Origin of the sequence: Massilia mucilaginosa (assembly GCF_011682145.1) — a bacterium.
In the GTDB taxonomy this organism is placed as follows: domain Bacteria; phylum Pseudomonadota; class Gammaproteobacteria; order Burkholderiales; family Burkholderiaceae_D; genus Telluria_A; species Telluria_A mucilaginosa.
Genome location: NZ_WHJH01000002.1, coordinates 228,472 through 253,169, shown reverse-complemented (window position 1 = coordinate 253,169; position 24,698 = coordinate 228,472). Strand labels below are relative to the sequence as shown.

The window sequence follows — 24,698 nt, the reverse complement described above, 5'->3', positions numbered from 1 at the left end:
TCAAGCCTCCACGGGGTTAACCAGTTTATTCGGAATGCCGCTGATCGAGCCGGCGCCCATGGTGATCACGACGTCGCCGTCGCGCACCACGTTCATGATGGCAGCCGGCATGTCGGCAATCGCCTCGACAAAAATCGGCTCGACCTTGCCGCCCACGCGCAGCGCGTGCGCCAGCGCGCGGCCATCGGCGGCCACCACATGCGCTTCGCCGGCGGCGTAGACTTCGGACAGCAGCAGCACGTCGGGCGTGGCCAGCACCTTCACAAAATCTTCGAACAGGTCGCGCGTGCGCGAATAGCGGTGCGGCTGGAAGGCCAGTACCAGGCGCCGGCCCGGGTAGGCGCCGCGCGCCGCCGCCAGGGTCACTTCGGTCTCGACCGGGTGGTGGCCGAAGTCGTCCACCAATGCAAAGCTGCCGCCGCCCGGAATCGCGATGTCGCCGTAGCGCGTGAAGCGCCGGCCCACACCGTGGAACTCGGCCAGGCCCTGCTGGGTCGCACTGTCGTCGATGCCGATTTCGCGTGCGATGGCGATCGCCGAGCAGGCATTCTGCACATTATGCATGCCGGGCTGGTTGAGGATGAACTGTGTATCCGGATAGCCTTCCTGGACCACCGTGAAATGCATCTGCAGGCCGATGGCGGACGCGTTGATGGCGCGTACCTGGGCCGCTTCGGAAAAGCCGTAAGTGGTGATCGGCTTGGTCACGAACGGAATGATGTCGCGCACGTGCTGGTCGTCGATGCACAGCATCACGCGGCCGTAAAACGGCAGGCGGTGGGTGAAGTGCACGAAGGCCTGCTTGAGCTTTTCGAAATCGTGCTCGTAGGTTTCCATGTGATCGGCGTCGATATTGGTGATCACTTCGATCATCGGCGTCAGGTTCAGGAACGAGGCGTCCGATTCGTCGGCTTCGGCCACGATGTATTCGCCGGTGCCCAGCTTGGCGTTGGCGCCGGCGCTGTTCAGGCGGCCGCCGATCACAAACGTGGGATCGAGTCCGCCCTGGGCCAGCACCGAGGCCACCAGGCTGGTGGTGGTGGTCTTGCCGTGGGTGCCGGCAATGGCGATGCCGCGCTTCAAGCGCATCAATTCACCGAGCATAATCGCGCGCGGCACAATGGGAATCTGCGCTGCGCGCGCCGCCACCACTTCCGGGTTGTCGTCCTTGACGGCGGTCGAGGTAACCACGGCGTCGGCGCCGAGGATATTGTCGGCCGCGTGGCCGAGCATCACCTGCGCGCCCAGGCTGGCCAGGCGCTGGGTGGCCGCGTTGCTGCCCAGGTCCGAGCCGGACACGCTGTAGCCGAGGTTGAGCAGCACTTCGGCGATGCCGCTCATGCCGCTGCCGCCGATGCCGACGAAGTGAATGTTCTTGATTTTATGTTTCATGTTCTGTTTGCCGTTCCTGCCAGTTGTTCGAGTACGTCTGCGATTGCTTCATTGGCGTTGCGCTTGCCGACCGCCAGCGCGGCCTCGGCCATGGCGCGGCAGGCGTCGCGACTCAGCCCTTGCAGCAGCTGGGCCACGCGCTGCGCGCTCAATTCCGTCTGCGGCAAATGAATCGCCGCCTTCTGCTTGTCCATCCACTGCGCGTTGTCGCGCTGGTGGCTGGTGGTGCTGGCCACGAACGGCACCAGCACGCTGGCCACGCCCGCCGCCGTCAGTTCCGACACCGTGATCGCGCCGGCGCGGCAGATCACCACGTCGGCCGCGGCGTAGGCGCCGGCCATGTCGTCGATGAAGTCGACCACGTCGGCCGTCACGCCGGCTTTGGCGTACGCTTCGCGCAGCGCGTCGATATTCTTCTTGCCCGACTGGTGCGTCACGCGCGGACGCTGCTCTTCCGGCAGCAGCGCCAGCGCGGCCGGCACGCTCTCGTTCAATACCTTGGCACCGAGGCTGCCGCCGACCACCAGGATGCGCAGCGCGCCGGTGCGGGCCGCGAAGCGCTCCTGCGGCGCGGTCATGGCCAGGATTTCCTTGCGCACCGGGTTGCCGGTGACGATGGCCTTGGCGGCGGCACTGCCGAAATCGGCGGGAAAGCCGAACATCACTTTTTTGGCCAGCGGCGCCAGCGTCTTGTTCGACAGCAGCAGCGCGGCGTCGGCGTTGACCAGTGCCAGCGGCACGCCGGCCGCGCGCGCCATCATTCCGCCCGGGACGCACACATAGCCGCCCATGCCAAGCACCACGTCGGGCTTGCGCTGCTTGATGAAGCGGCGGCAGGCCAGAAAGCTCGCGGCCATCTTGAAGGCGCCGCTCACGCTGTGTTTCAGTCCCTTGCCGCGCATGCCCGAAAAATCGATGCTGTCGATGGCGATGCCGTTCTTCGGCACCAGCTCCTGCTCCATGCCGTGCGAGGTACCCAGCCAGCTGACGTCCCAGCCGCGCTGGCGCATGGTCTGCGCGATCGCGATCCCCGGGAAGATATGCCCGCCGGTGCCGGCCGCCATGATCATCAAACGCTTCATGGCCGTCCACCCCTCATCAACACACGGTTCTCATAATCGATACGCAGCAAAATCGCCAGTCCCACACAGTTAATCAATACGCCCGAGCCGCCGTAACTCATGAGCGGCAAGGTCAGTCCCTTGGTCGGCAGCAGGCCCAGGTTCACGCCCATGTTAATGAAGGTCTGCACGCCGATCCAGATGCCGATGCCCTTGGCCACCAGGCCGGCGAAGGTCTGGTCGATGGCGATGGCCTGCCGGCCGATGTCGAAGGCGCGCTTGACCAGCCAGTAGAACATGGCGATGACGACCAGCACGCCGGCCAGGCCCAGTTCTTCGCCGATCACCGCCATCAGGAAGTCGGTGTGCGCTTCGGGCAGGTAGTGCAGCTTTTCGACGCTGGCGCCCAGGCCCACGCCGAACCATTCGCCACGCCCGAAAGCGATCAGCGAGTGCGTCAGCTGATACGCCTTGTCGAGCGAATTGCCCTCGGCCCAGGGGTTCAGGTAAGCGAACATGCGCGCGCGCCGGAATGGCGAGAAGAAGATGATGGCGGCGAAAATGGTCACCAGCAGCGCCCCGATGCCGCCGAACCAGACCGCGTTGATCCCGCCCAGGAACAGGATGCCCATGGCGATGCAGACGATCACGCCGAACGCGCCCAGGTCGGGTTCGAGCAGCAGCAGCAGGCCCACCAGGCCGATCGCGCCGGCCATCGGCAGGAAGCCCTTGGTCAGCTTGTGCATGTATTCCTGCTTGCGCACCGTGTAGTCGGCGGCATACAGCACGGCGGCGATCTTCATCACTTCCGACGGCTGCAGCTTGAAAAATTTGAGGTCCAGCCAGCGCTGCGCGCCGTTGACCGAAAAGCCCACGTGCGGCACCAGCACCAGTACCAGCAAGACCAGGCTGCCCACGAACAGGGGGGAGGCGTAGCGCTGCCAGAGCGCGACCGGAATGCGGAACACGAAGTACCCGGCCAGCATCGAGACCATGATGAAAATCGCCTGGCGCTGCACGAAGTAGGTGGTCTTGTAATTGGCGTACTTGGGCGAATCGGGCAGCGCGATCGAGGCCGAGTACACCATCACCATCCCGAACAGCATCAGCAGCACGGTGACCCAGACCAGCAGCTGGTCGTATTCCATCATTTTCGACGGGCGTGTGCGGTCCCCGGACAATGCGTCCGAAGCCGAGCCGGCGAATTTGAATGGAAACTGGAAGGCCATCAGAGATCCTGTCCCTTGTCGAGCGCCAGCTCGCGCACGGCGTCGACGAACACCTGGGCGCGGTGGCCGTAGCCGGTGAACATGTCGAAGCTGGCGCAGGCCGGCGAGAGCAGCACCGCGTCGCCCGGCTGCGCCAGCGCGGAGGCGCGCCGCACGGCTTCGGGCAGGGTGTCGCAGTCGATCACATCGACACCGGACGGCTCGATGGCCGCGCGCAGCAGCGGCGCGTCGCGCCCGATCAGCAGCACCACGCGCACGTAGCGCGAGCACGGTTCGGCCAGCGGTTCGAATTGCTGGCCCTTGCCGTCGCCCCCGGCGATCAGCACGATCTTTTGCGACTCGCCGCCGAAGGCCTTGCCCAGGCCGCTCAAGGCAGCCACGGTGGCGCCCACATTGGTGCCCTTGCTGTCGTCGTAATAGTCGATGGCGTCGATGGCGGCCACCAGTTCGACCCGGTGCGGTTCGCCCTGGTAGTCGCGCAGGCCATGCAGCAGCGGCGCGAACGGCAGGCCGATGGCGCGGCACAGGGCCAGCGCGGCCAGCGCGTTGGCGGCGTTGTGCAGGCCGCGGATGCGCAGCGCGTCGGCCGGCATCAGGCGGCTGATCGTGCACGGCACCACTTCGACCGGGTCGCTTTTCTTGCGCTTCTTTTCGCTTTCTTCACCGGCCACGGCCACGGTCAGCCACAGCACGCCGCGTTCGTTGTGCAGGCCGAAGCTGTCGGCGTCCTGCGGCTCGCCGGTGCCGAAGGTGCGCACCACGCTGCCTTGGGCGGCCATGCGCATCACCGCCGCATCGTCGCGATTGAGCACGCGAACCGTCGCCGGGCCGAAAATGCGCGCCTTGTCAAGACCGTAGGCATCCATGTTGCCGTGCCAGTCGAGATGGTCCTGGGTGATGTTCAGGACCGTGGCGGCATCGGCGTTAAGGCTGAAAGTGGAATGCAGCTGGAAGCTGGACAACTCGAGAATCCAGGCTTGCGGCAGAGCGCTTTCCGCCCCCGCGCCGTCGAGTACTTCGCGCAGCACGTCGAGCGCCGCCGGGCTGATATTGCCGGCCACGCGGGTCGACAGGCCGGCGCGCTGGCACAGCAAACCGGTCAGGCTGGTGACGGTGGTCTTGCCGTTGGTGCCGGTAATGGCAATGACTTTCGGCGCATACGCGCGTTCTTCTTTCAACGCCGCCAGGGCCTGGGCGAACAGTTCGATCTCGCCCCAGACCGGAATGGCGCGCGCGCCAGCCGCCGGCAGGATGCTGGCCAGTTCGCGCTCGGGCGCCAGGCCCGGGCTGACCGCCACGAAGTCGATCGTATCGAGCAGTGCTTCTCCCAACTCGCCGCCGATGAACTCTGCATCCGGCACGGCGTCTTTCAATGCCTGCAGGCGTTGCGGGGCTTCGCGCGTGTCGGCCACGCGCACGCGCGCACCGCAGCGCGCCAGCCACTGCGCCATGGCGAGACCGGACTCGCCCAGTCCGAGGACCAGGGCGTGCTTGCCGGCGTATTGTTCGAGGTGGTTCATCAGCGCAGCTTCAGGGTGGACAGGCCGACCAGCACCAGCATCATCGTGATAATCCAGAAGCGCACGACGACCTGGGTCTCTTTCCAGCCTTTTTGTTCGAAGTGATGGTGCAAAGGCGCCATCAGGAACACGCGGCGGCCAGTGCCGTAACGCTTCTTGGTGTACTTGAACCAGCTGACCTGGATGATCACCGAGACCGTTTCGGCCACGAACACGCCGCCCATGATGAACAGCACGATCTCCTGGCGCACGATGACGGCAATGGTGCCGAGCGCGCCGCCGAGCGCCAGCGCGCCGACGTCGCCCATGAACATCTGGGCCGGATGCGCGTTATACCAGAGAAAAGCCAGGCCCGCGCCGGCCATCGCGCCGCAGAAAATCAACAGCTCGCCCGCGCCGGGAATGTGCGGGATGAACAGGTATTTGGAGTATGTGGCGCTGCCGGTCAGGTAGGCGAACAGGCCGAGGGCCGAGCCGACCATCACGGTCGGCATGATCGCCAGGCCATCGAGGCCGTCGGTGAAGTTGACCGCATTGCTGGTGCCGACGATGACGCAGTAGGTCAGCGCGATGAAGCCCCACACGCCGAGCGGATAGCTGACGGTTTTCACGAACGGCACGATCAAGTCGGCCTTGGGCGGCAGGTCGAGCGAAAAGCCCGACTGCACCCACGCGTAGAACAGGTCCCACACCTTGCCCGGCGTTGGCGCCGACACCGAGAACGCCAGGTACAGCGAGGCGGCGATGCCGATCAGCGACATCCAGAAGTATTTTTCGCCCGAGCGCATGCCTTCCGGGTCCTGGTAGACCACCTTGCGGTAGTCGTCGGCCCAGCCGATGGCGCCAAAGCCGAGGGTCACCACCAGCACCGGCCACACCAGGCGGTTCGACAGGTCGCACCACAGCAGGGTCGAGACGCCAATGGCGATCAGGATCAGCACACCGCCCATGGTCGGGGTGCCGTGTTTTTTCAGGTGCGTCTGCGGACCGTCCGGGCGCACTGCCTGGCCGACTTTCATCGAGGTCAGTTTGCGGATCACGGCCGGACCGGCGACGAGGCCGATCAGTACCGCCGTGATGGTGGCGAATACCGCGCGGAAGGTGATGAAGTTGAAGATTCGCAGAGGACCGAGTTCGTCCTGGAACATTTGTGCGAGCCAGAGCAGCATGTTAGTGGGCTTCCTTACTTGTGTTGTGTGATCCGGCCAGGTGAGCGACGACCCGTTCCATTTTCATGAAACGCGATCCCTTCACCAGTACAGTCGCGTCAGAGGTGCTGCCCAATTGTGTATCGAGTGCTGCCAATAATTCGTCGAACTGCGTGTAATGCTGCGCGCCCGAGGCGGCCATGTGGCGGGTCAGCTCGCCGGTGACGAGCACCGACCCGATGCCGCGCGCAGCCGCGTAGGCGCCGATTTCTTCGTGAAACTCGCGGCCCTGGGTGCCGACTTCGCCCATATCGCCCAGCACCAGGATGCGCGGCGCGGCGGACTGCGCCAGCACGTCGATGGCGGCGCGCACCGAATCCGGGTTGGCGTTGTAGGTGTCGTCGATGACGGTGGCGCCGCAGGCGGCATGCTTGCGTTGCAGGCGTCCGCTGACCGGCTCGAAGGCGGCCAGGCCGCGCGCCACGGCGTCCGGCGCAATGCCGGCGGCGATGGCGCAGGCGATCGCCGCGAGCGCGTTGCGCACATTGTGCAGGCCGGCCGCGGCCAGCTTGACGTTGAAGCTGCGCAGCGGCGCGCCGTCCATGCGCACGCTCACATCGAGTTCGCTGCCGAAATCGGTGGCGCGATGCGCGCAGCTGACGTTGCAAGCGGGGTCGAAGCCGAAGCTGACAACCTGGCGGCCGGCCGCCATGCCTTGCCACAGCGCGGTGTATTCGTCGTCGCCGGGGAAGACGGCCACGCCGTCCTGCGCCAGGCCGGCCAGTACGGCGCCGTTTTCGCGTGCCACCGCTTCCACGGTGTGCATGAATTCCTGGTGCTCGCGCTGGGCGTTGTTCACCAGGCCGATGGTCGGCGCGGCAATCGCGGCCAGGCGCGCGATTTCGCCCGGGTGGTTCATGCCCAGTTCGATCACGGCAGCCTTGTGTTCGGCGCCAAGGCGCATCAAGGTGAGCGGCACGCCGATTTCGTTATTCAGATTGCCGCGCGTGGCCAGGCGCGCGTCTTCCGACAGGCCGGCCGCCAGGATCGCGGCGATCATTTCCTTGACCGTGGTCTTGCCGTTACTGCCGGTGACGCCGATCACGGGAATGCCATATTGCGCGCGCCAGTGGTTGGCGATGCCGCCCAGGGCCACCAGCGTATCGGGCACCACGATGGCGGGCAGGGTCCAGCCGTCCGGCAGGCTTTCCACCACCACGGCAGCGGCGCCGCCGGCCGCCACTTGCGCCAGGAAGTCGTGGGCGTCGAAGGTCTCGCCGCGCAGGGCGACGAACAGCGCACCAGGACCGGCGCTGCGGCTGTCGGTCGAGACGCTGCCAAAGGTGGCGTCGGCCGTCATGCGCGCGCCGGGAATGGACGCGGCCAGTTGTGCGAGCGTGCCGTGCATCAGTTGGTCCTCATCATGGTCACGCGCGCGGCCAGCGCCAGCGCGGCGTGGTCGGCGTCGGAAAACGGCATCTTGCGGCCCTTGATTTCCTGGTACGGTTCATGGCCTTTACCGGCCAGCAGGATCACGTCCGGCTTGGCCGCGTGCTTGACGGCCGACAGGATCGCGGCGGCGCGGTCTTCGATCGCCTGGAAGCGCGACGCCGGATGGGCCGCGTCCATGCCGGCGACGATCTGGCGGATGATGGCGGCCGGATCTTCGCTGCGCGGATTGTCGCTGGTGACCAGCACGTGTTCGGCGATCTGCGCAATCGCGCCCATTTGCGGGCGTTTGCCCGGATCGCGGTCGCCGCCGCAGCCGAACACGCACCACAATTGGCCGCCGCGTTCGTGCGCGACCTGGCGCAGCGCACCGAGGGTTTGCTCCAGCGCGTCCGGGGTGTGGGCGTAGTCGATGACCACCATCGGCGCATCCTGGCCGCCGATCTGCTGCATGCGGCCCGGCGCTGGCGTGAGCGCTTCGATGGCGTCGAGCGCGGCGCGCAAGGCCACGCCCTTGGCCAGCAGTGCACCGAGCACCGCCAGCGCATTGCTGATATTGAAGTGGCCCACCAGTTTGGTCTTGACCTGGGCGCCGCCGAGCGGCGAATCGAGATGGAATTCGGTACCCGCGTGGCGGCTGCGGAACTGCGAGGCGCGCAGCATGGTCACACCGGCGATGTCGGGCTGGGTGGCCACGTCGCGCAGGGTGTAGCCGGTCACGCAAGGGGCGCCGGGCCGGGATACGAGTTGGTTGACCAGGCGTTGTCCTGCCGGGTCGTCAAGGTTAAGCACTGCTGTTTTCAATCCTGGCCACGCGAACAGCTTTGCTTTCGCCGCTTCGTAGCTTTCCATGGTGCCGTGATAATCGAGATGATCGCGCGTCAGGTTGGTAAACAACGCAACGTCGAAATGCATGCCCAGGGTACGGCCTTGCCCGAGCCCGATGGAGCTTACCTCAATCGCCAGCGCGGTGGCGCCCGCATCGCGCACGCCGGCCAGTTTTTCGGCCAGCAGCACCGCGTCGGGCGTCGTGTAGCCGGTGACGTCGTACTCGACTTCACCGCGGCCGCTGAACAGGCCCACGCCGAGCGTGCCGATGACGGCGGCCGTCTCGCCCAGGCGCGCGAAGGCCTGGCCGAGCCAGACCGCGCACGAGGTCTTGCCGTTGGTGCCGGTCACGCCGACGGTAAACATGGCGCTGTCGGGCATCCGATAGCAGGCGTGCGCGATCGGGCCGGCCTGCGCTTTGAGGTCGGCCACGGCCAGGTGCGGCACGCTCCAGGCGTCGTTCCAGGCAAAGTCGCGATCGTCGTACACGATGGCGGCGGCGCCCTGCTCGATGGCCTTGGCAATGTAGGCGCGGCCGTCGGCGGCGTCGCCCGGATAGGCGAAGAAGACATCGCCCGGCTTGACGCGGCGCGAGTCGGACACCACCCTGGCGCCAGCGGCGGCCTGGGCGATCCAGGTGCAGACCTGCTGCGGATTCAAGGACGGCATTATTTGTGTCATTACATCACCTCCCCGGAGCCATCGTTCGGCGCGACGATTTCTGTCACATCCGAATCGGGCGGAATATTCAGTGCGCGCAGCGCGTTGGCGGCCAGCGCGGCAAACGTCGGCGCCGCCACGATGCCGCCGAAGTGGCCGATGGCGGTCGGTTCGTCGATCATGACGGCGATGATGAAGCGCGGGTTCGACATCGGCACCATGCCGACAAAGGACCCGATGTACTTGCGCGGAATCGCGTACTTGCCGTTTTCGACCTTGTAGGCGGTACCGGTCTTGCCGCCCACGCGGTAGCCGGCCACGCGCGCCTGCTTGGCCGTGCCGTGGGCGCCCGAGACCACCAGTTCGAGCATCTCGCGCATCTGGCGCGCGGTTTTCGGCTTGATGATCTGGCGCCCGACCGGTGGCTCGGTGGTTTTCTGGAACGACAGCGGAATGGTGTCGCCGTCGCGCGCGAACATCATGTAGCCGCGCGCCAGCTGCAGCAGCGAGACCGAGATGCCGTTCCCGTAGCTCATGGTGGCCTGCTCCACCGGCCGCCACGATTTATACGGACGCACGCGCCCGGCCACCGCGCCCGGGAAGCCGAACTTGGGCTGCTGGCCGAAACCGACTTCGGTAAACATCTCCCACATTTCGCGCGGCGGCATCGACAGCGCGAGTTTCGAGGTGCCGATATTGGACGACATTTCGACGATCTCGGAGACCGTGATCACGCCGTGCGGCTTGGTGTCGGAAATCGGCGCGCCATTGATCACGAAGCGCCCGGCACCGGTATCGATGCGGGTAGTCGGCGTGACGCGCCCGCTGTCGAGCGCCAGCGCCACGGTAAACGGTTTCAGGGTCGAACCCGGCTCGAAGGTGTCGGTGATGACGCGGTTGCGCAGCTGCGCGCCGGTCAGGCCCTTGCGGTCGTTCGGGTCGTAGGTCGGCCAGTTGGCCAGCGCCAGCACTTCGCCGGTTTTCACGTCCAGCACCACGGCGGCGCCGGCCTTGGCCTTGAACTTGGCCACGGCTTCCTTGACCTGGGTAAAAGCGATGTATTGCAGCTTGCTGTCGACCGACAGGGTCAGGTCCTTGCCGTCGTGCGGCTCTTTCGACAGGCCCACGTCTTCGACGATCTGGCCGAGGCGGTCCTTGATCACGCGGCGGCTGCCGGTGGTGCCCACCAGGTTCTTTTGCTGCGCCAGTTCCATGCTTTCCTGGCCGGCGTCTTCGACGTTGGTAAAGCCCACCAGGTGGGTCGCGATTTCGCCCTGCGGGTAAAAGCGCTTGTATTCCTTGCGCGTGTCGAGGCCCTTGATGCCGAGTTTGGCGATCTGGTCGATCACCGGCATTTCGACCTGGCGCTTGAGGTACACGAAGGTGCGGTCGGAATCGAGTTTTTTGCGCAGCGCGGCGTCGCTCATGTCGAGCAGCCCGGCCAGCGCGCGCAGTTTTTCCGGCGGCGACTCGAGCACGTCTTCGGGAATCGCCCACACCGCCTTGACCGGCACCGAGGACGCCAGCACCTGGCCGTTGCGGTCGAGGATGCGCCCGCGCGTGGCCGGCAGTTCGATGGTGCGCTCGTAGCGGTTCTTGCCCTGGCCGATCAGGAATTCGTTGGACACGGTTTGCAGCCACATGGCGCGCCCGGCCAGCGCCACAAAGGAGGCGAACAGCACGAACAGCACGACGCGCGAACGCCAGGTGGGCAGGCTGACCGCCAGCACCGGGCTTTTCGAGAACGATACGCCTTTCGAGGCCGCTACGCGCGCGCCTGCCGCACCATTGTTACCGCGTTTCATTGCGCCCCTTCCGTCAGGTACTGTGTGCGCGCCGGGGTCAGCGGCGTCATGTCGAGTTTGTCGCGCGCGATCTGTTCGATGCGCGCGTTGGTGCCCAGGGTCGACTGGTCGAGCTGCAATTGGGCCCAGTCGATGTCGAGCTGGCGCGCCTGGTGTTCGAGCTTGCCCAGCTCGATGAACAGGTTGCGCGCCTGGAACTGGGCGTTCACCAGCGACAAAGCGCAGCCGACCAGCAGCGCGGCGAGCACGATGTTGATCTTGCCGTTCACGGCACGCTCCGGGCCGGCAAGCGTTCGGCCACCCGCATCACGGCCGAGCGCGCGCGCGGATTGCCGGCGATCTCGGCGTCGGACGGCTTCATCTTGGCAATCAGCTTCATCAGCGGCTGCGGCAGGTCGACCGCGCGGATCGGCAGGCGGCGGTCGGGCTGCTCGACCTTGACTTTGCTGGCCAGGAACTGCTTGACCATGCGGTCTTCCAGCGAATGGAAGCTGATGATGGCCATGCGCGCACCGGGCGCGAGCATGGCGTAGGCCGCGCTCAAGCCTGTTTCAAGGTCTTCAAGCTCTTTATTGATGAAAATCCGGATAGCCTGAAAGGTCCGTGTGGCCGGATCCTTGCCCTTCTCCCGGGTTTTAACCGCGTTTGCCACGATGCCGGCAAGCTGTCGTGTGCTTGAAATTGGTTCGACTGCCCGGCGAGCAACAATCGCCTTTGCAATCTGAAAAGCAAACCGTTCTTCCCCATAATCGCGAATCACCCTTTCCAATTGTTGTTCAGTCTCGCTGGCCAGCCAGTCGGCGGCGGAAACGCCGCGCGTGGTGTCCATGCGCATGTCGAGCGGGCCATCGTTGCGGAAGCTGAAACCGCGCGCGGCGTCGTCCACCTGCGGCGAGGAAATGCCGAGGTCGAGCAGGATGCCATCGACCTGCGCCACGCCGCGCGCGGCCAGGGCCTGCCGCATGGTGGCGAAACTGTCGTGCACGATCTCGAAGCGCGGATCGCCGATCTGGCCGGCCGTGGCAATCGCCTGCAAGTCCTTGTCGAACGCAAACAGGCGCCCGTTCGGCCCCAGCCGCGACAGGATCAAGCGGCTGTGTCCACCGCGACCGAAGGTCCCGTCTATATAAGTGCCATCGGCGCGTACGCCCGTCAGGTCGAGCGCGTCGACCGCTTCGTCCAGCAACACCGTCCGGTGCTGAAATTCCGGCACCGCCACCACATTCATCATCGGCGCGCCTTAGAAAGAGAAATTGGATAAGACATCGGGCATGCCACCGGCGACGGCGGCTTGCTCGTCTTCGGCCAGTTTGGCGGCATCCCAGATTTCGAAATGGCTGCCCATGCCAAGCAGCATGACCTCACGGGTGAGGCCGACAGCGCTGCGCAGCTCGGGCGAGATCAGGATACGCCCGGCGGAATCGAGCTCGACATCGCATGCATTGCCGAGGAAAATACGCTGCCACGCGCGCGCCGACATCGGCCAGGCGGCGATCTGCTCGCGGTGCGATTCCCACACCGGACGCGGAAAAAACAGCAGGCACCCGTGCGGGTGGCGGGTAAGCGTGAGGCGGCCTTCGCACTGGACTGCGAGTGCGTCGCGATGCTTGGCGGGAATGGACATCCTGCCTTTCGCATCGAGATTGATTGCGGACGCGCCTTGAAACACGAGTTACCTACTTTGAAAAGTTATTATGAAGTCGGTGTTTTGGCGCCAGGAGCATGGATTTCCTCCCACAAAACTACACTTTTTCACACAGTTGCCCACTTTAGATGAAGCCATCTGGACGGTCAAGCGCTTTCAATCGTGCTAAAAGGGAATTTTGTTAATGAAGTCAAGGACTTAGCGCATTACCTTGAAGGATCTTCAAAGCAAAATATGTCGAAAAATTAGAGACTTAGGCAGTACACTGAATGTTCAACCTCATCTATACACATGGGTTTGCCGGACACAACAAGACTTAAAATAATTACATCTGCTTACTTTTGCGCAACGGATGAGTAATTTGTCCGGTGTGTGGACGATGGAGTGTGATAGGAAGCCCGCGGCGGGCCAGCGCCGCGGGCAAACAGCGGATCAGGACAGCAGCGGCGAGCCGTCGTTCAGGCTGGCAGGATCGAGGAGCAGTTGCCCGGCAGTGCCGAAAGCAGCGCTGCCGACGATGCCGATTGCGGTTGTCATTCCGATATTCGACAGCGAGCCGTTGAGTGCATACTGGTAAGCCAAGTCGCCGCCGATGGCCGCCGTGTCGCTGCCGCCCAGGTGAAATTGCTCCAGGGTAGTCCAGATACTCCATGCGGTCGCACCGCTCGCGCGGATTTCATCGAAGCGCGCCATCAGCGCCCGGAAATCGAATTGCTCGACCTTGTTGTCGGTAATCGGGCTCAGCGCTTGCGGGTTGTAATCCCATGATGCCGCAGTCACCATCTGCAAGGTGGCGACGCCGGTATGGTACGCAGAGGCATACCAGCCCTTGAAGGTGATCTGGTCCGCAGTGCCGGACGACAGCACCAGATCGCTGCCGGACTTGCGCAGCACCAGGTCGGCGTAGGTGAGGCCGCCGCCGAGCGACAGTGTATCGCCCAGGAGTGAGTCGCCCATCGCCACGGTATCGCGGCCGTCGCCACGGTTGAAAGCGATCACCGCGCCGCCGCCCATGATGGTGTCGGCGCCGGCGCCGCCAATCGCCATCCGGACGTCGTCGCCGCCGAGCAGGCGATCGTCGCCCGACCCGCCATCTTGCAGCAGCCGCCCCCCGCCCGTGGACAACAGGGCATCGTTGCCCGCGCCGCCCTGGAGGAGACTGGTACCGGAGCCGCCGTCGAGAAGATCGTTGCCGTTTCCGCCGTTCAGGTAATCGTCATGGGCCATGCCGAATAACTGGTCATCGCCATCGAGTCCCCACAAACGGTCGCTGTTCGAACGGCCGCTCAGCCTGTCGGCCTGTGGCGTGCCGAATTGCTCAGTTTGCGCCGGCTCCGTCACCGTCAAGAAGAAGCTGGAACTGGCGTTCGCACCACCGCTGTCGGTGAAGATGATCTTGATGGGTATATGTTCCGTGGAGGGCCAGGGAGCGACGCCGCTCAAGGTCCGGCTGGCCGCATCGAAGTGCAGCCAGGATGGCAGCGCGTCGACACGCATCACCCCGGCGCCGTCGTCGTCCGCGTCGCTGAACAAGGTGGAGGGCAACACCAGGCTGAAAGGAAGTTCCGCCTCGGCTTGCTGGTCCTGCATCGGCGTGCCCGGCCTCGGGAAGGCGTTGCGTTCTTCAATATTGACGAGGTAATCGGCGCTGACGGACAATCCCGTGGGGTCCGTGGCCGTGAGGACAAGCGCATACTTGCCGGCGTCATGATGGGACGGGCTTATTGACAATTCGTCCTTGTTGCTGTCGAGGTTAATCCACGCGGAATGCGCGCTACCATCCTTCATGCGCAAGTCGTAACGAAGCACTTCGCTATCAAAATCCAAAAAATTATGGACGAACGAACTTCCCCCAAACTGGCCTTCCGGTATGTCAAACTCGAAGACAGGCCGGAATACGACGGGTGCATTCATGATCAGGTCGGCCAATCTGACGGCCGTATTGTCGGCAAAATAGAGCATGATCCCATCGGCTCCCCCGATCCCGCTGTACTGGCTTTCAATCACGAAAGCATCGCTCGCTCCATTGGCATTTGCGTAAGTAAAACGCATGGAACTGCTGCCTATGACCGGAGCGATATCGCTGGCCGCGATGCCAGGCCCAAATTTGAAATCGAGTCCGTACGCTGGCGAGATGATACGATCAACCCCATCGCCTTTGTTGAAAAAATACCTGGTCATGAAGTCACTACGGGAACTCAGGAAAACATCGTCGCCAGGCCCGCCATCAACCCAATTGACTCCGTGCCCCGCATCGATGACATCGTTTCCATCTCCCCCTGACAAATAGTCGTGGCCGTCCAGCCCCGTCAAGGTATCGTCACCCGCGCCGCCAGCGAGCGTGTCGTCGCCGCTGCCGCCGCTCAGAATGTCGCTCCCATCGGTGCCGTGGAGATCGAGGCCAGCGCCGTCGCTCCATGGACTTCCCGGTTGCCCCCAATTCGGATTTAGAACAAGCATATTCCCGTCTCGAATCACATTCATCACATTTCCATTTCTTTAAGGCAAATGTTTCTTTTATAGAAGTGTTTTACGTGCGTCAATTTATGCCGCCCTGGTAGCGCTATCCGCGCTGTCCGGTAGTGCCATGCGCAACCGCGCGAATGGCGCTCGCACCGGCACCGGCCATGCAGCCGTCGAAGACGTAAAAATGCCATTCCGAGGGCGCGAACCCAGGGAATGGCTGCAAATGCCCGGTAGACCTGGCTTAGTACAGCAATGGCGAGCCGTCGTTCAGGCTGGATGCGGGCACGAATTCCTGCGTCGCACTGCCGAAACCGCTGCTGCCGACAATGGCGATCGCCACCGCCGCGCCGACATTGGCAAGGTTACCCTTGAGTGCATACTGGTAAGCCAGGTCGCCGCCGATGGCCGCCGTGTCGCTGCCGCCGATGGAAAATTGCTCCAGGCTTGCCCCAAAGCGCCAGGTGCTTCCCGAAGCGGACCGGATCTGGTCGAATTGGGCGATCAAGGCCATGAAATCGAAGGCTTCCACCTTGTTATCTTGGATCGGGCTGCTTGCGCCGGGGAGGTAGTCCGCCGATCCCGCCGTCACCATCTGCAACACGGCGACGCTGGCGTGGTCCGGCTTCGCGTACCAGCTCTTGAAGGTGATCTGGTCGCCGGCGCCAGCCGACAGGATCAGGTCGGCGCCGGACTTGCGCAGCGCCAGGTCGGCATACGCGATGCCGTCGCCAAGCGAGACGACATTGTCCGCACCCACCGATACGCCGACCGTGTCCATGCCATTGCCGCGATTGAACACGATCAGGTCGGCGCCCGCCCCGGTGGCGATGTTGTCGGCGCCCTTGCCGCCAAAAAACAGCTCGCTGCCGTCGCCGCCGCTCAGGCGGTCGGCCCCGGCGCCGCCGTCGAGCAGGTTGGCATGGCCGGCCGTATCCGTCAGGGTATCGTTGCCCGCCCCACCCTGCAGCAGGTCGACCCCGTCCAGGCCATGCAGCTGGTTGGCGCCCACATTGCCCTTGAGCAGGTTGTCGAGCCCGTTGCCACGGCCGTTGACCGCCGCGCTGCCCGTCAAGGTCAGGATCTCGACATGCACCGGCAGGGTCTGGCCGGCCGCGCTGCCGATCTGGTCCAGGCCCGCGTCGGCCTCTTCGGTCACGACATCCTGGGCATCGACCAGGTAGCGGTCGTTGCCCGCGCCGCCAGCCAGCGTGTCCCTGCCGGCGCCGCCGTCGAGCACATCGTTGCCCAGATGACCGTACAGCCGGTCGTTGCCGCCCAGGCCGGCCAGGTGGTCGTCATTCGACTTGCCATGCAGGATGTCGGCCTGCGCTGTGCCGCGCAGCGCGATGCTGCCGGCCGCGGCCACGTTCAGATTGAAGCTGGTGCTGGCGCTGGCGCCGCCGCTGTCGGTCCAGGTGACGTCGATGGCGAGCGCGCCGGCGCCGGGCGTGGCCGGGGTGCCGCTCAGGGTGCGGCTGGGCGCATCGAAGCTCAGCCAGTCCGGCAGCGCGCCGACTGTCATGACGCCGGCGCCGTCGTCATCCTCGTCGACGAACAGGTCGGACGGCAGGACCAGGCTGAAGGGGCGCTGTTCTTCGACCGTCTGGTCGGCCATGGGCGTGCCGACCACCGGCGCGACCGGAAGGTCGTCCACTTGCAGCATGAAACCGGTGCTGGCCGACTGGCCCGAACTATCGGTCGCGGTGAGGATCAGCCTGATATCGCCGGCGTCGCGATACCCCGGACTGAGCTGCATGACGCGGGCCTCGGCATCGAAGCTGAGCCAGGCGGGAAGCGCGCCGCCCTGTTCCGTGCGCAGGTCGTAGCGCAGCACATCGCCGGCATCGACATCCACAAACGCATCGTCGGGGATGGTCAGCGCGATGCTGTAGCCTTCCAGCATCGCAACGCCGTTCATGCCAGCTTGCACCTCCGGCGCATGGCGGATGAAAGCGGACAACGGCTTGACCGTGTTGTCGGCGAAGCGGACGTTGACGGCATCCGCCTGCGTTGCGCTGCGCGCAAGCAGCACCACGCGATCGACGGCGCCGTCGCTCCCGGCATAGGCAAACGCCATCGATGCGGCAAGATTGACCGGCACGATGTCGCTGGCCACGATGCCCGGCCCGAACGCGATCACCGTGCCATTGCCCGGGTTGAGGAGCGTGTCGCTGCCGTCGCCTTGATTGAACACAAACGTATCGCGGGCGCTCGGCGTCGTGCGCAGGATATCGTCGCCGCGCCCGCCATGGAACAGGTTCAAGCCGCTGCCGCCCTGCAGATCGTCGTTGCCGTCGCCACCCCACAAGGTATCGTTGCCGCCGGCGCCGTCCAGGGTATCGTTACCGCCCTTGCCTTCCAGTACGTCGTTCGCTGCGGTGCCTTTCAGGAGGTTGTCGCCGCCATCCCCGATCATGGTGCGTGCGCCGAACGACTCGGCGCTCCAGAAGGTGCCGTCGGCAAAGCCAATGCCGCTCAGCGGCGCCGGCGCGACATCCTTGCCCTGCCAGGACGCCACCGTGATGCGCTCGCTGCCGATGGCGACGATGAGGTCGGCGTTGCCCGAGGCGGCGTTGGGCACGATGGCGAGCGACACATCGTCCGGCGCGATTCCGGCGGCGAACTCGATCACATTGCTGGCACCGGCCTGGCGGGCGGCGCCGGCGATCAGGTCGCGCCCATCGCCCCGGCTGAACAGATAGGTATTCTTGCCGTGCGCATCGAGGAAGGTATCGTCGCCGCTGCCGCCCTGCAGAACGTCGTTGCCGCGGCCGCCATCGAGCGTATCGTTGCCGCCGCCACCGCGCACGGTGTCGTTGCCGTCGGCGCCATCGAGCACATCGTTGCCTTCCATGCCGTCGAGGATGTCGAGCGAGGGGCCGCCCCTCAGGGTGTTGTCGCCGACATCGCCGTGCAGCAACTTGCTGAGCAAGACGTCGCCGTCCCATTCCGCGCCGTCAGCGAAGCGCAGCAGCACCGGCATGGCCCGGTTGGCGCCCGCAGCCAAGGTATCGAACGGCAGGCGCGCCACGGCGCCGGTGCCGTCGATGGACACTTCCAGCATGCCGTCGCGCAAGGCCACGCTCAGGTCGCCCGGCCGCACATCGGCGTCGAGCAGCAGGATGTGCTTGCCGGCCGGCGCAGCGCTCACGCGGTAGATGCCGGCATCGCGTCCGAAGGCGTACAGATTGACGCCGGCGCCGCCGTCGAGGTCGGCATTGCCCGGGCCGGCGTCGAGCAAGTCGTTGCCCTCGCCGCCGAGCAGGGTATCGTTGCCGTCGCCGCCGAACAGCAGGTCGCTGCCGGCGCCGCCGTCGAGCAGGTCGTGACCGCCGCCGCCGTCGATCAGGTCGTTACGCGTGCTGCCGGCCAGTTGATCGTCGCCGCTGCTGCCGGGCAGGCGCATGCCGTGCGGCTCGTCCAGCGCGGCACGGATCAGCGCCTGGTCCATGACCACGCCATCGGCCAGGACGATGCGCAGGCTGGCTGCGATGGCCGAGGCGTCGGCATGGAAATAGCGCGCCACGTGCAGCGTTTGGCCGCCATTGTTGACAGCGACGATCAGGTCCTCGCCGGAGCGAGCGAACGTCAGTGCGCCGGACAACTGGCCGGGCATGTCGATGATGGTTCCCCGCAGTCCCGCCCCGGGATGCAGGTCGAGCGTGTCGTGCCCCCAGTTCCCGCTGAAACGGTAGGTGTCCACGCCAGCGCCGCCGGCGAGCAGGTCGTCGCCTTCGCCGCCCTCGAACAGGTCGTGGCCCGCGCCGCCGCGCAAGGTATCGTTGCCGGCGCCGCCGCGCAGCCAGCCATCCTCGACGGCCGTGAGCAGATCGTCGCCGGCCCCGCCATCGAGGTGGCGGCCGAGCGCCACGTTGTTGCCGCCATCGAGCACCAGCACGGGATCGAGCCGGGCCAGCACATCCTCGTAACGCCAGGCGCTGCCGTCGGCAAAGCGGATCTCGCCGAGGCGCAAGGGCTGTCCCGCCAGGGCCGCCTGGTCGCCGGTGGAGGTGACGAAATAGCCGGCCACCGTGACCCGGTCGTCGCTGCCGCGCATGCGCAGTTCGAGCGCGTCGCCGCTGCGGGCTAGCACGATGTCGGCTGCGCCGATGCCGTCGCCGAAGCGCAGCACGTCCTGGGCCTGCGGCCCGTTGTCGCTGGTGGTGACCGTGTCCTGTCCGTCGCCGCGGCCGAAGACATAGGTATTTTTTCCGCTGCCGCCGTTCAGCCTGTCGTCGCCGGCCCCGCCGACCAGGGTGTCGTCGCCGCCACCGCCCAGCAGCAGGTCGCCATCGCCTTGTCCGTAGAGTATTTCGTCGCCATCGCCGCCGATGATGACGACAGGAGGTGAATTATCGCGTTGCGTTGCCATCTGCGTATCCGTTCTATGAAGAAAAGCAACTTCTGGCCGGGCTCGGCCGAAGTGATTGCTGGTGCTCGCCATTCCCGTGCACAACGCGCGGGAATGGCTGTTGATGAAGGTTCTGCGTGGATTAGTACAGCAGCGGCGAGCCGTCGGTCAGGCTGGCGCCGGGCAAGAATTCCTGCACCACAGCGCCGAAGCCGCTATTGCCGACAATGGCGATTGCCGCCGCCGCACTGATCGTGGCCAGGTTGCCGTTGAGCCCGTACTGGTAAGCCAGGTCGCCGCCGATGGCCGCCGTGTCGCTGCCGCCGCGATGGCATTGCTCGAGCGTGGTCCACGCGCTCCAGGCCGTCGCGCCGTTGGCCAGCGCCTGGTCGAAGCGCGCCACCATGGCGAGGAAGTCGAACTGCTCGACCTTGCTGTCGTTGATCGGACTCAGCGCGCCAGGATGGTAGTCGGTGGATGCGGCGGTGATTACTTGCAAGGTGCCGATGCTGGCGTTGCCCGCCCCCGCGTACCAGCTTTTGAAGATGAGCTTCTCCGCCGCGCCGGTGGTCAGGACCAGATCGTTGCCGGACTTGCTCAGCAGCAGGTCGGCATAGCCGATGCCGCCGCCCAGCGACAGGGTATTGTCGGCGCCGCCCGTGCCGATCACGGTATCGACGCCATCGCCCCGGTTGAAGGCGATCATGTCCTGGCCGCCGCCGGTGGTGATGAAGTCCGGGCCCTTGCCGCCGCTGAACAGGTCGTTGCCGCCGCCACCCACCAGCCGGTCGAGGCCGGCCCCGCCGTCGAGCAGGCTGGCGCGTCCCGCCGCATCGGTGAGTCCGTCATTGCCGGCGCCGCCCTGCAGCAGGTCGATGCCGTCCAGGCCGTCCAGCAGATTGACGCCGGCATTGCCTTTCAATAGGTTGTGGGCGTCATTGCCGCTGCCGTTGAGCGCACCCGTGCCAACCAGAGTCAGCAGTTCAACGCCGGCGGGCAGGGTCAGGCTGATGCTCGATGTAACATGGTCGAGACTGCCCCAGCCGGTGTCGACGATGACGTCGCCGGCGTCGTCGACGCTATAGCTGTCGTTGCCGTCGCCGCCAGCGAGCGTGTCCTTGCCGGCACCGCCGTCGAGGGTGTCGTTGCCCTCCATGCCAGTGAGGACGTCGTCGCCGGCCAGCCCGCGCAGGCTGTCGTGATTCGACTTGCCGGTCAGCGCATCCGCCGCCGCCGTGCCCGTCAGCGTCACGCTGGCGGCGCGCGTCACAGTCAGGTTGAATTCGGTCAGGGCAAAGCTGCCGCTGCTGTCGATCCAGAACGGCGTCAGGCGCGTTTCACCGGCATGATGCAGCTTGGGGGTGCCGCTCAGGGTACGGGTGGCGCTGTCGAAGCTGAGCCAGTCGGGCATGTCCAGCACGGTCATGAGGCCGGCGCCGTCGTCATCCACATCGCGAAACAGGTCGACGGGAAGAACCAGGCTGAACGGCACCGAGTCTTCGGTCGTCAGATCGGGCAGGTCGATATTGACCATCGGGGCCGTATTTTGCCCCCCCAGCGCCAGTTCGCGGACTACACCGCTGTCGAGCACGGTGCCATCCGCAAATGTGAAGGTGAGCGCCGGCAACCGGGTGGCGCCGGCTCCCACATCGCCTTCAATGCGCAAGAGCATTTTTCCCTCTGAACTCAGATCGTCCTTGAGCGACACGAACAAGGCGCTCAAATCGGATGGATCCGCCACGATGCGCAGATCGGACAGCGCGATACCCGGGCCGAAGACAACGTTGGCCTTCGCTTGCGGTCCTTGCAGCTTGAGGTCATCGAGGCCCGAGTCGCGCCCGAACAATACCGTGGCCACGCCGTCGAGCGAGATGCGGTCAACGCCCGGGCCGGCATCGATGGTGTCGCCCGCGCCGCCGGCCAGGGTATCGTCGCCACTGCCGCCGATCAGCACATCCGCGCCCGCGCCGCCGCTCAGCCGGTCGCGGCCGCCCATGCCATTCAACAGCTCGCCCCTGTCGCTTGCCGTGAAGTCGTCACCACCTTCATCGCCAATCCAGGCATAGCCGGAAGGCACATTGGCCAGTTCGGCGATGCGCTCGCCGTTCCATACGCTGCTGTCGGCAAAACGGATCCGGAGGTCACGGTGCGACAGCTCGAAGAAGCCGCTCATGGTCAGGGCATCGGCGCTTCCTTTCAGCGCAACGATCAGGTCCTTGCCATCCCGGCTGAGCTGGACGGCGCCGGGCACGATGCCGGCCGCCAGCGCGATTGTCTTGCTTGCCATTCCGTACCGCGCCGCCGACAGCACGGTGTCGCGCCCGTCTCCGCGTCCGAATTCGATGGTGTCATAACCGGTCCCGCTATCGAGCAGGTCGTCGCCGGCGCCGCCGGCAAGGACATCGTCGCCCGCGCCGGCGTCGAGCTTGTCGTTGCCGGTGCCGCCGCGCAGCACGTCCGCGCCGCTGCCGCCGTGCAAGGTGTCATTGCCGCTGCCGCCGCTCAGCAGATTCGCATCGACGACGCTCCAGATCTCGTCGTTGCCGCCGCCCGCGTCGAGCGGCATGAGGGTCTCCACGACGTTGTCGCCATCGTCGAGCTGCGTCAACGACTTGGTCGACAGCAAGGTCCGGGCCAGCACCGCTTGCGCATCCCAGCGCATGCCATTGGCAAAGCGGATTTCTTCGATGAGATGGGGCTGTTCGATTTGTGTCACGCCCACCGACTTGACGAAGTAGGCGTCGATGGTCATGTGGTGGCCACCGCTGCGGTCGGCGATGAGCAGATCGTCATCGCGGCGCTGGAAGATCACATCGTCCGGGTTTCGGTCAAGCATCCACAGAACATCATGGGTGCCGGACTTGATGGTATAGCGAGGCGGAATTTGCTGAAGACCGTGCCCATATACGTAAACTTGATTGACGCCAACAGGAAGACCGTTCATACACATTGCTTTCGATAAATGTTTAGAACATTTGTTTTATAGAAATATAGATTGATTGTCAATATGCTGTGAAGAAATTGACCGTGATGTGAGCAAGCTGTTGCACGCGGGAGCGGCGGCGCAGCTGGAACGGGGTGGGGGAAAAGCCATTCCCGAGCGGGAATGGCTGTGGATGAAGGAACTGCCTGGATTAGAACAGCAGCGGCGAGCCGTCGTTCAGGGTGGCGGCGTCGGGCGAGGCGTGCGACGCCGCGCCGGGCCCGGCACTGCCGATAATGCCGATGACGGGCGCCTGCACCACCAGGCCGACACTGCTGCTGGCACGCAAGCCTGTGCTGTCGGTCAGGGTCACCGTCAGCGTCGCCGCGCCGGCATCGGCGGCGCCCGGCGTGCCGCCCAACACGCCAGTGACAGGGTCGAAGCCCAGCCAGGCCGGCAAGCCGTCGACGCTGATCTTGCCGGCGCCATCGTCATCGGCGTCGTGGAACAGCGACGATGGCAATTCCAGGATGAACGGCAGCGCAACCTCGGCCCGCTGGCCTGCGCTGCAGCGCATCCTGGTCCCACACCGTGCCATCGGCAAACTGGATTTTCACCGGATAACGCGGCATCGCCACGCCGTCGCTGAACTCGGTCTCAACCTGGAAAAGCGCCTTGGCCGCGCTGCCGGCAATGGCGATCTCGACCATGCCATCCACCTGCGCGACACTGAGGTCTTCCGGCTGCACATCGCCGGCGACCAGCAGCGTTTGGCTGCCATTGCCGTTCAGCCCGATCTGATACGTGCCGGCAAGGCGGCCAAAGCGATACACATTGCTGCCCTCGCCGCCGAACAGACGGGCGTCACCCGGACCGGCGTCCAGGATATCGTCGCCCGGCCCGCCGGCAAGGTCGTCGGTTCCATTACCTCCCAGCAAAACATCATTGCCGTAGTCGCCGTTCAGCATATCGTCGCCGTCGCCGCCGTCGATCACGGTATCGCGGAAGTACGGCGGGGCCCAGATCGTGTCATTCCCCGGCGTGCCTGTGAGCACGCGCAGCGGGTCTGCCTCCAGCGCCCCGGCCACCGCCGCCGCATCCAGGCTGACGCCATCGGCCAGCGCGATGCGCATTCTGCCGGCCAGTCCGCTCTGGGTATCGAAATAGCCGGTCACGGCGATGCTCTCGGCACTACCCTTGACGCCGATCAGCAGGTCGTTGCCAGTTCCGTCGCCGGAGCGCGCGAAGCTCAGCGCCGACGCCGTCGTGCCGGGCAGCTCAAGCAGCGACTGGGCGGAGTTCGGGTACTCCGGCAAGGCGATCGTATCCTGCCCCCACATGCCGATGAAGCGATAGGTATTCATGCCGCTGTGGCCGTGCAGCATATCGTTGCCCGTACCGCCGTCGAGCACGTTATCGGCGTAGCCGCCGTGCAGGGTGTCGTTGCCGGCACCGCCGAACAGCAGTACCTCGCTGCCATTGCCGGTCAGGAAGTCATCCCCGCCCTGGCCGTCGAGCGCGCTGCCGCTGGCGCGATTGTCCGCGTCGCCAAGCATCTCGACCGGACTGAGCTGGCGCAGCAAGTCTTCCACGCTCCAGCTGCTGCCGTCGGCAAAACGGATCTCCTGGAGCTGGAACAGCTTTTCCACGTCGCCAGTGACGCTGCTGTTACGGAAGTAATCAATAACGGTGACGCTGTCATTGCTGTCGCGGATGGTCAGCAACAGCGCACTCCACGGTGTGCGGGTGGCCACAATGTCGGCGGGGGCGATCCGGTCGCCGAACTGGAGTACGCTGTAGTGCTTGAGCCCGGTTTCACCGAACTGGGTGCCACGCAGCCATATTTCATCCTGGCCATCGCCACGGTTGATGACATAGACGTTGTTCCCGGCATTGCCGGAAAGGGTATCGTTGCCTGCGCCGCCCACCAGCGTATCGTTGCCTTTCCCACCGTCCAGACGGTCATTGCCGCCAAGTCCGTAGATATAGTTGTCTTCTGCGTTAGCGGAAAAACGATCGTTCCATTCCGTGCCGCGATAGATGCTTGCCATGTGAAAAAGTCCATGAAGTTGGTGAACTTTTGTTTTATAGAAATGTTTAATTTCAGTCAATATTTTCCATACATTTGGCTTGGGCCGGGCTGTCGCATGTCGCTGTCCGGCACATGACCGGTCATGGCAGACGCAAGCATGACGTCGGCACGATGACGGGCCCGTCAATG

Annotated in this window: 16 protein-coding genes; all 16 read right to left on the bottom strand. The window is 65.1% G+C overall.

The features are described from left to right. The 16 genes from murC to F2P45_RS03515 all read right to left on the bottom strand — a co-directional run bounded on the left by murC (position 1) and on the right by F2P45_RS03515 (position 24,588). On the bottom strand, positions 1-1,392 hold the full coding sequence (murC, locus tag F2P45_RS03635; protein ID WP_166870604.1) for a UDP-N-acetylmuramate--L-alanine ligase: 1,392 nt from the start codon (positions 1,390-1,392) through the stop codon (positions 1-3). After that, entirely contained in the window at positions 1,389-2,474 is a 1,086-nt protein-coding gene (gene murG / locus F2P45_RS03630) for an undecaprenyldiphospho-muramoylpentapeptide beta-N-acetylglucosaminyltransferase (protein ID WP_166870602.1), read from the bottom strand. The genes murC and murG overlap by 4 nt, the downstream gene beginning before the upstream one ends. Beyond that, complete coding sequence (gene ftsW, locus F2P45_RS03625; RefSeq protein WP_166870601.1) at positions 2,471-3,682, bottom strand: putative lipid II flippase FtsW; 1,212 nt, start codon at positions 3,680-3,682, stop codon at positions 2,471-2,473. Before ftsW ends, murG begins: the two co-directional genes overlap by 4 nt. Next, entirely contained in the window at positions 3,682-5,202 is a 1,521-nt protein-coding gene (murD, locus tag F2P45_RS03620; protein ID WP_166870599.1) for a UDP-N-acetylmuramoyl-L-alanine--D-glutamate ligase, read from the bottom strand. Before murD ends, ftsW begins: the two co-directional genes overlap by 1 nt. Next, positions 5,202-6,371, bottom strand: a complete 1,170-nt coding sequence (gene mraY, locus F2P45_RS03615) for a phospho-N-acetylmuramoyl-pentapeptide-transferase (protein ID WP_166870597.1) — start codon at positions 6,369-6,371, stop codon at positions 5,202-5,204. The genes murD and mraY overlap by 1 nt, the downstream gene beginning before the upstream one ends. A gap of 1 nt (position 6,372) precedes the next feature. Beyond that, positions 6,373-7,758 carry a UDP-N-acetylmuramoyl-tripeptide--D-alanyl-D-alanine ligase gene (locus F2P45_RS03610; RefSeq protein WP_166870595.1) on the bottom strand — a complete coding sequence of 462 codons (1,386 nt, stop codon included), beginning with the start codon at positions 7,756-7,758 and terminating at the stop codon, positions 6,373-6,375. Further along, positions 7,758-9,308, bottom strand: a complete 1,551-nt coding sequence (locus F2P45_RS03605; protein WP_229504900.1) for a UDP-N-acetylmuramoyl-L-alanyl-D-glutamate--2,6-diaminopimelate ligase — start codon at positions 9,306-9,308, stop codon at positions 7,758-7,760. The genes F2P45_RS03610 and F2P45_RS03605 overlap by 1 nt, the downstream gene beginning before the upstream one ends. Next, the gene (locus F2P45_RS03600; protein WP_166870593.1) at positions 9,308-11,092 is read right to left on the bottom strand and encodes a peptidoglycan D,D-transpeptidase FtsI family protein; all 1,785 of its coding nucleotides are present in this window, start codon (positions 11,090-11,092) and stop codon (positions 9,308-9,310) included. The genes F2P45_RS03605 and F2P45_RS03600 overlap by 1 nt, the downstream gene beginning before the upstream one ends. Next, positions 11,089-11,361: a cell division protein FtsL gene (gene ftsL / locus F2P45_RS03595; RefSeq protein WP_166870591.1), complete on the bottom strand. Its 273-nt coding sequence runs from the start codon at positions 11,359-11,361 to the stop codon at positions 11,089-11,091. The genes F2P45_RS03600 and ftsL overlap by 4 nt, the downstream gene beginning before the upstream one ends. Continuing rightward, positions 11,358-12,320, bottom strand: coding sequence for a 16S rRNA (cytosine(1402)-N(4))-methyltransferase RsmH (gene rsmH, locus F2P45_RS03590; protein ID WP_166870717.1), 963 nt, complete (start codon positions 12,318-12,320; stop codon positions 11,358-11,360). Before rsmH ends, ftsL begins: the two co-directional genes overlap by 4 nt. Positions 12,321-12,332: 12 nt before the next feature. Further along, positions 12,333-12,761 (bottom strand): division/cell wall cluster transcriptional repressor MraZ, encoded by a 429-nt coding sequence (mraZ, locus tag F2P45_RS03585; protein WP_054266448.1) that lies wholly within the window; start codon positions 12,759-12,761, stop codon positions 12,333-12,335. Between the two features lie 408 nt (positions 12,762-13,169). After that, positions 13,170-15,221, bottom strand: coding sequence for a putative Ig domain-containing protein (locus F2P45_RS03580; RefSeq protein ID WP_166870589.1), 2,052 nt, complete (start codon positions 15,219-15,221; stop codon positions 13,170-13,172). Between the two features lie 223 nt (positions 15,222-15,444). Next, on the bottom strand, positions 15,445-19,575 hold the full coding sequence (locus F2P45_RS35995; RefSeq protein WP_267877333.1) for a putative Ig domain-containing protein: 4,131 nt from the start codon (positions 19,573-19,575) through the stop codon (positions 15,445-15,447). 121 nt (positions 19,576-19,696) lie between these two features. Beyond that, the gene (locus tag F2P45_RS36720; protein WP_308613292.1) at positions 19,697-22,390 is read right to left on the bottom strand and encodes a putative Ig domain-containing protein; all 2,694 of its coding nucleotides are present in this window, start codon (positions 22,388-22,390) and stop codon (positions 19,697-19,699) included. A gap of 298 nt (positions 22,391-22,688) precedes the next feature. Beyond that, on the bottom strand, positions 22,689-23,054 hold the full coding sequence (locus F2P45_RS03520; protein ID WP_166870587.1) for a putative Ig domain-containing protein: 366 nt from the start codon (positions 23,052-23,054) through the stop codon (positions 22,689-22,691). Beyond that, entirely contained in the window at positions 22,969-24,588 is a 1,620-nt protein-coding gene (locus F2P45_RS03515) for a calcium-binding protein (protein WP_166870585.1), read from the bottom strand. The genes F2P45_RS03520 and F2P45_RS03515 overlap by 86 nt, the downstream gene beginning before the upstream one ends. Positions 24,589-24,698 lie beyond the last annotated feature (110 nt).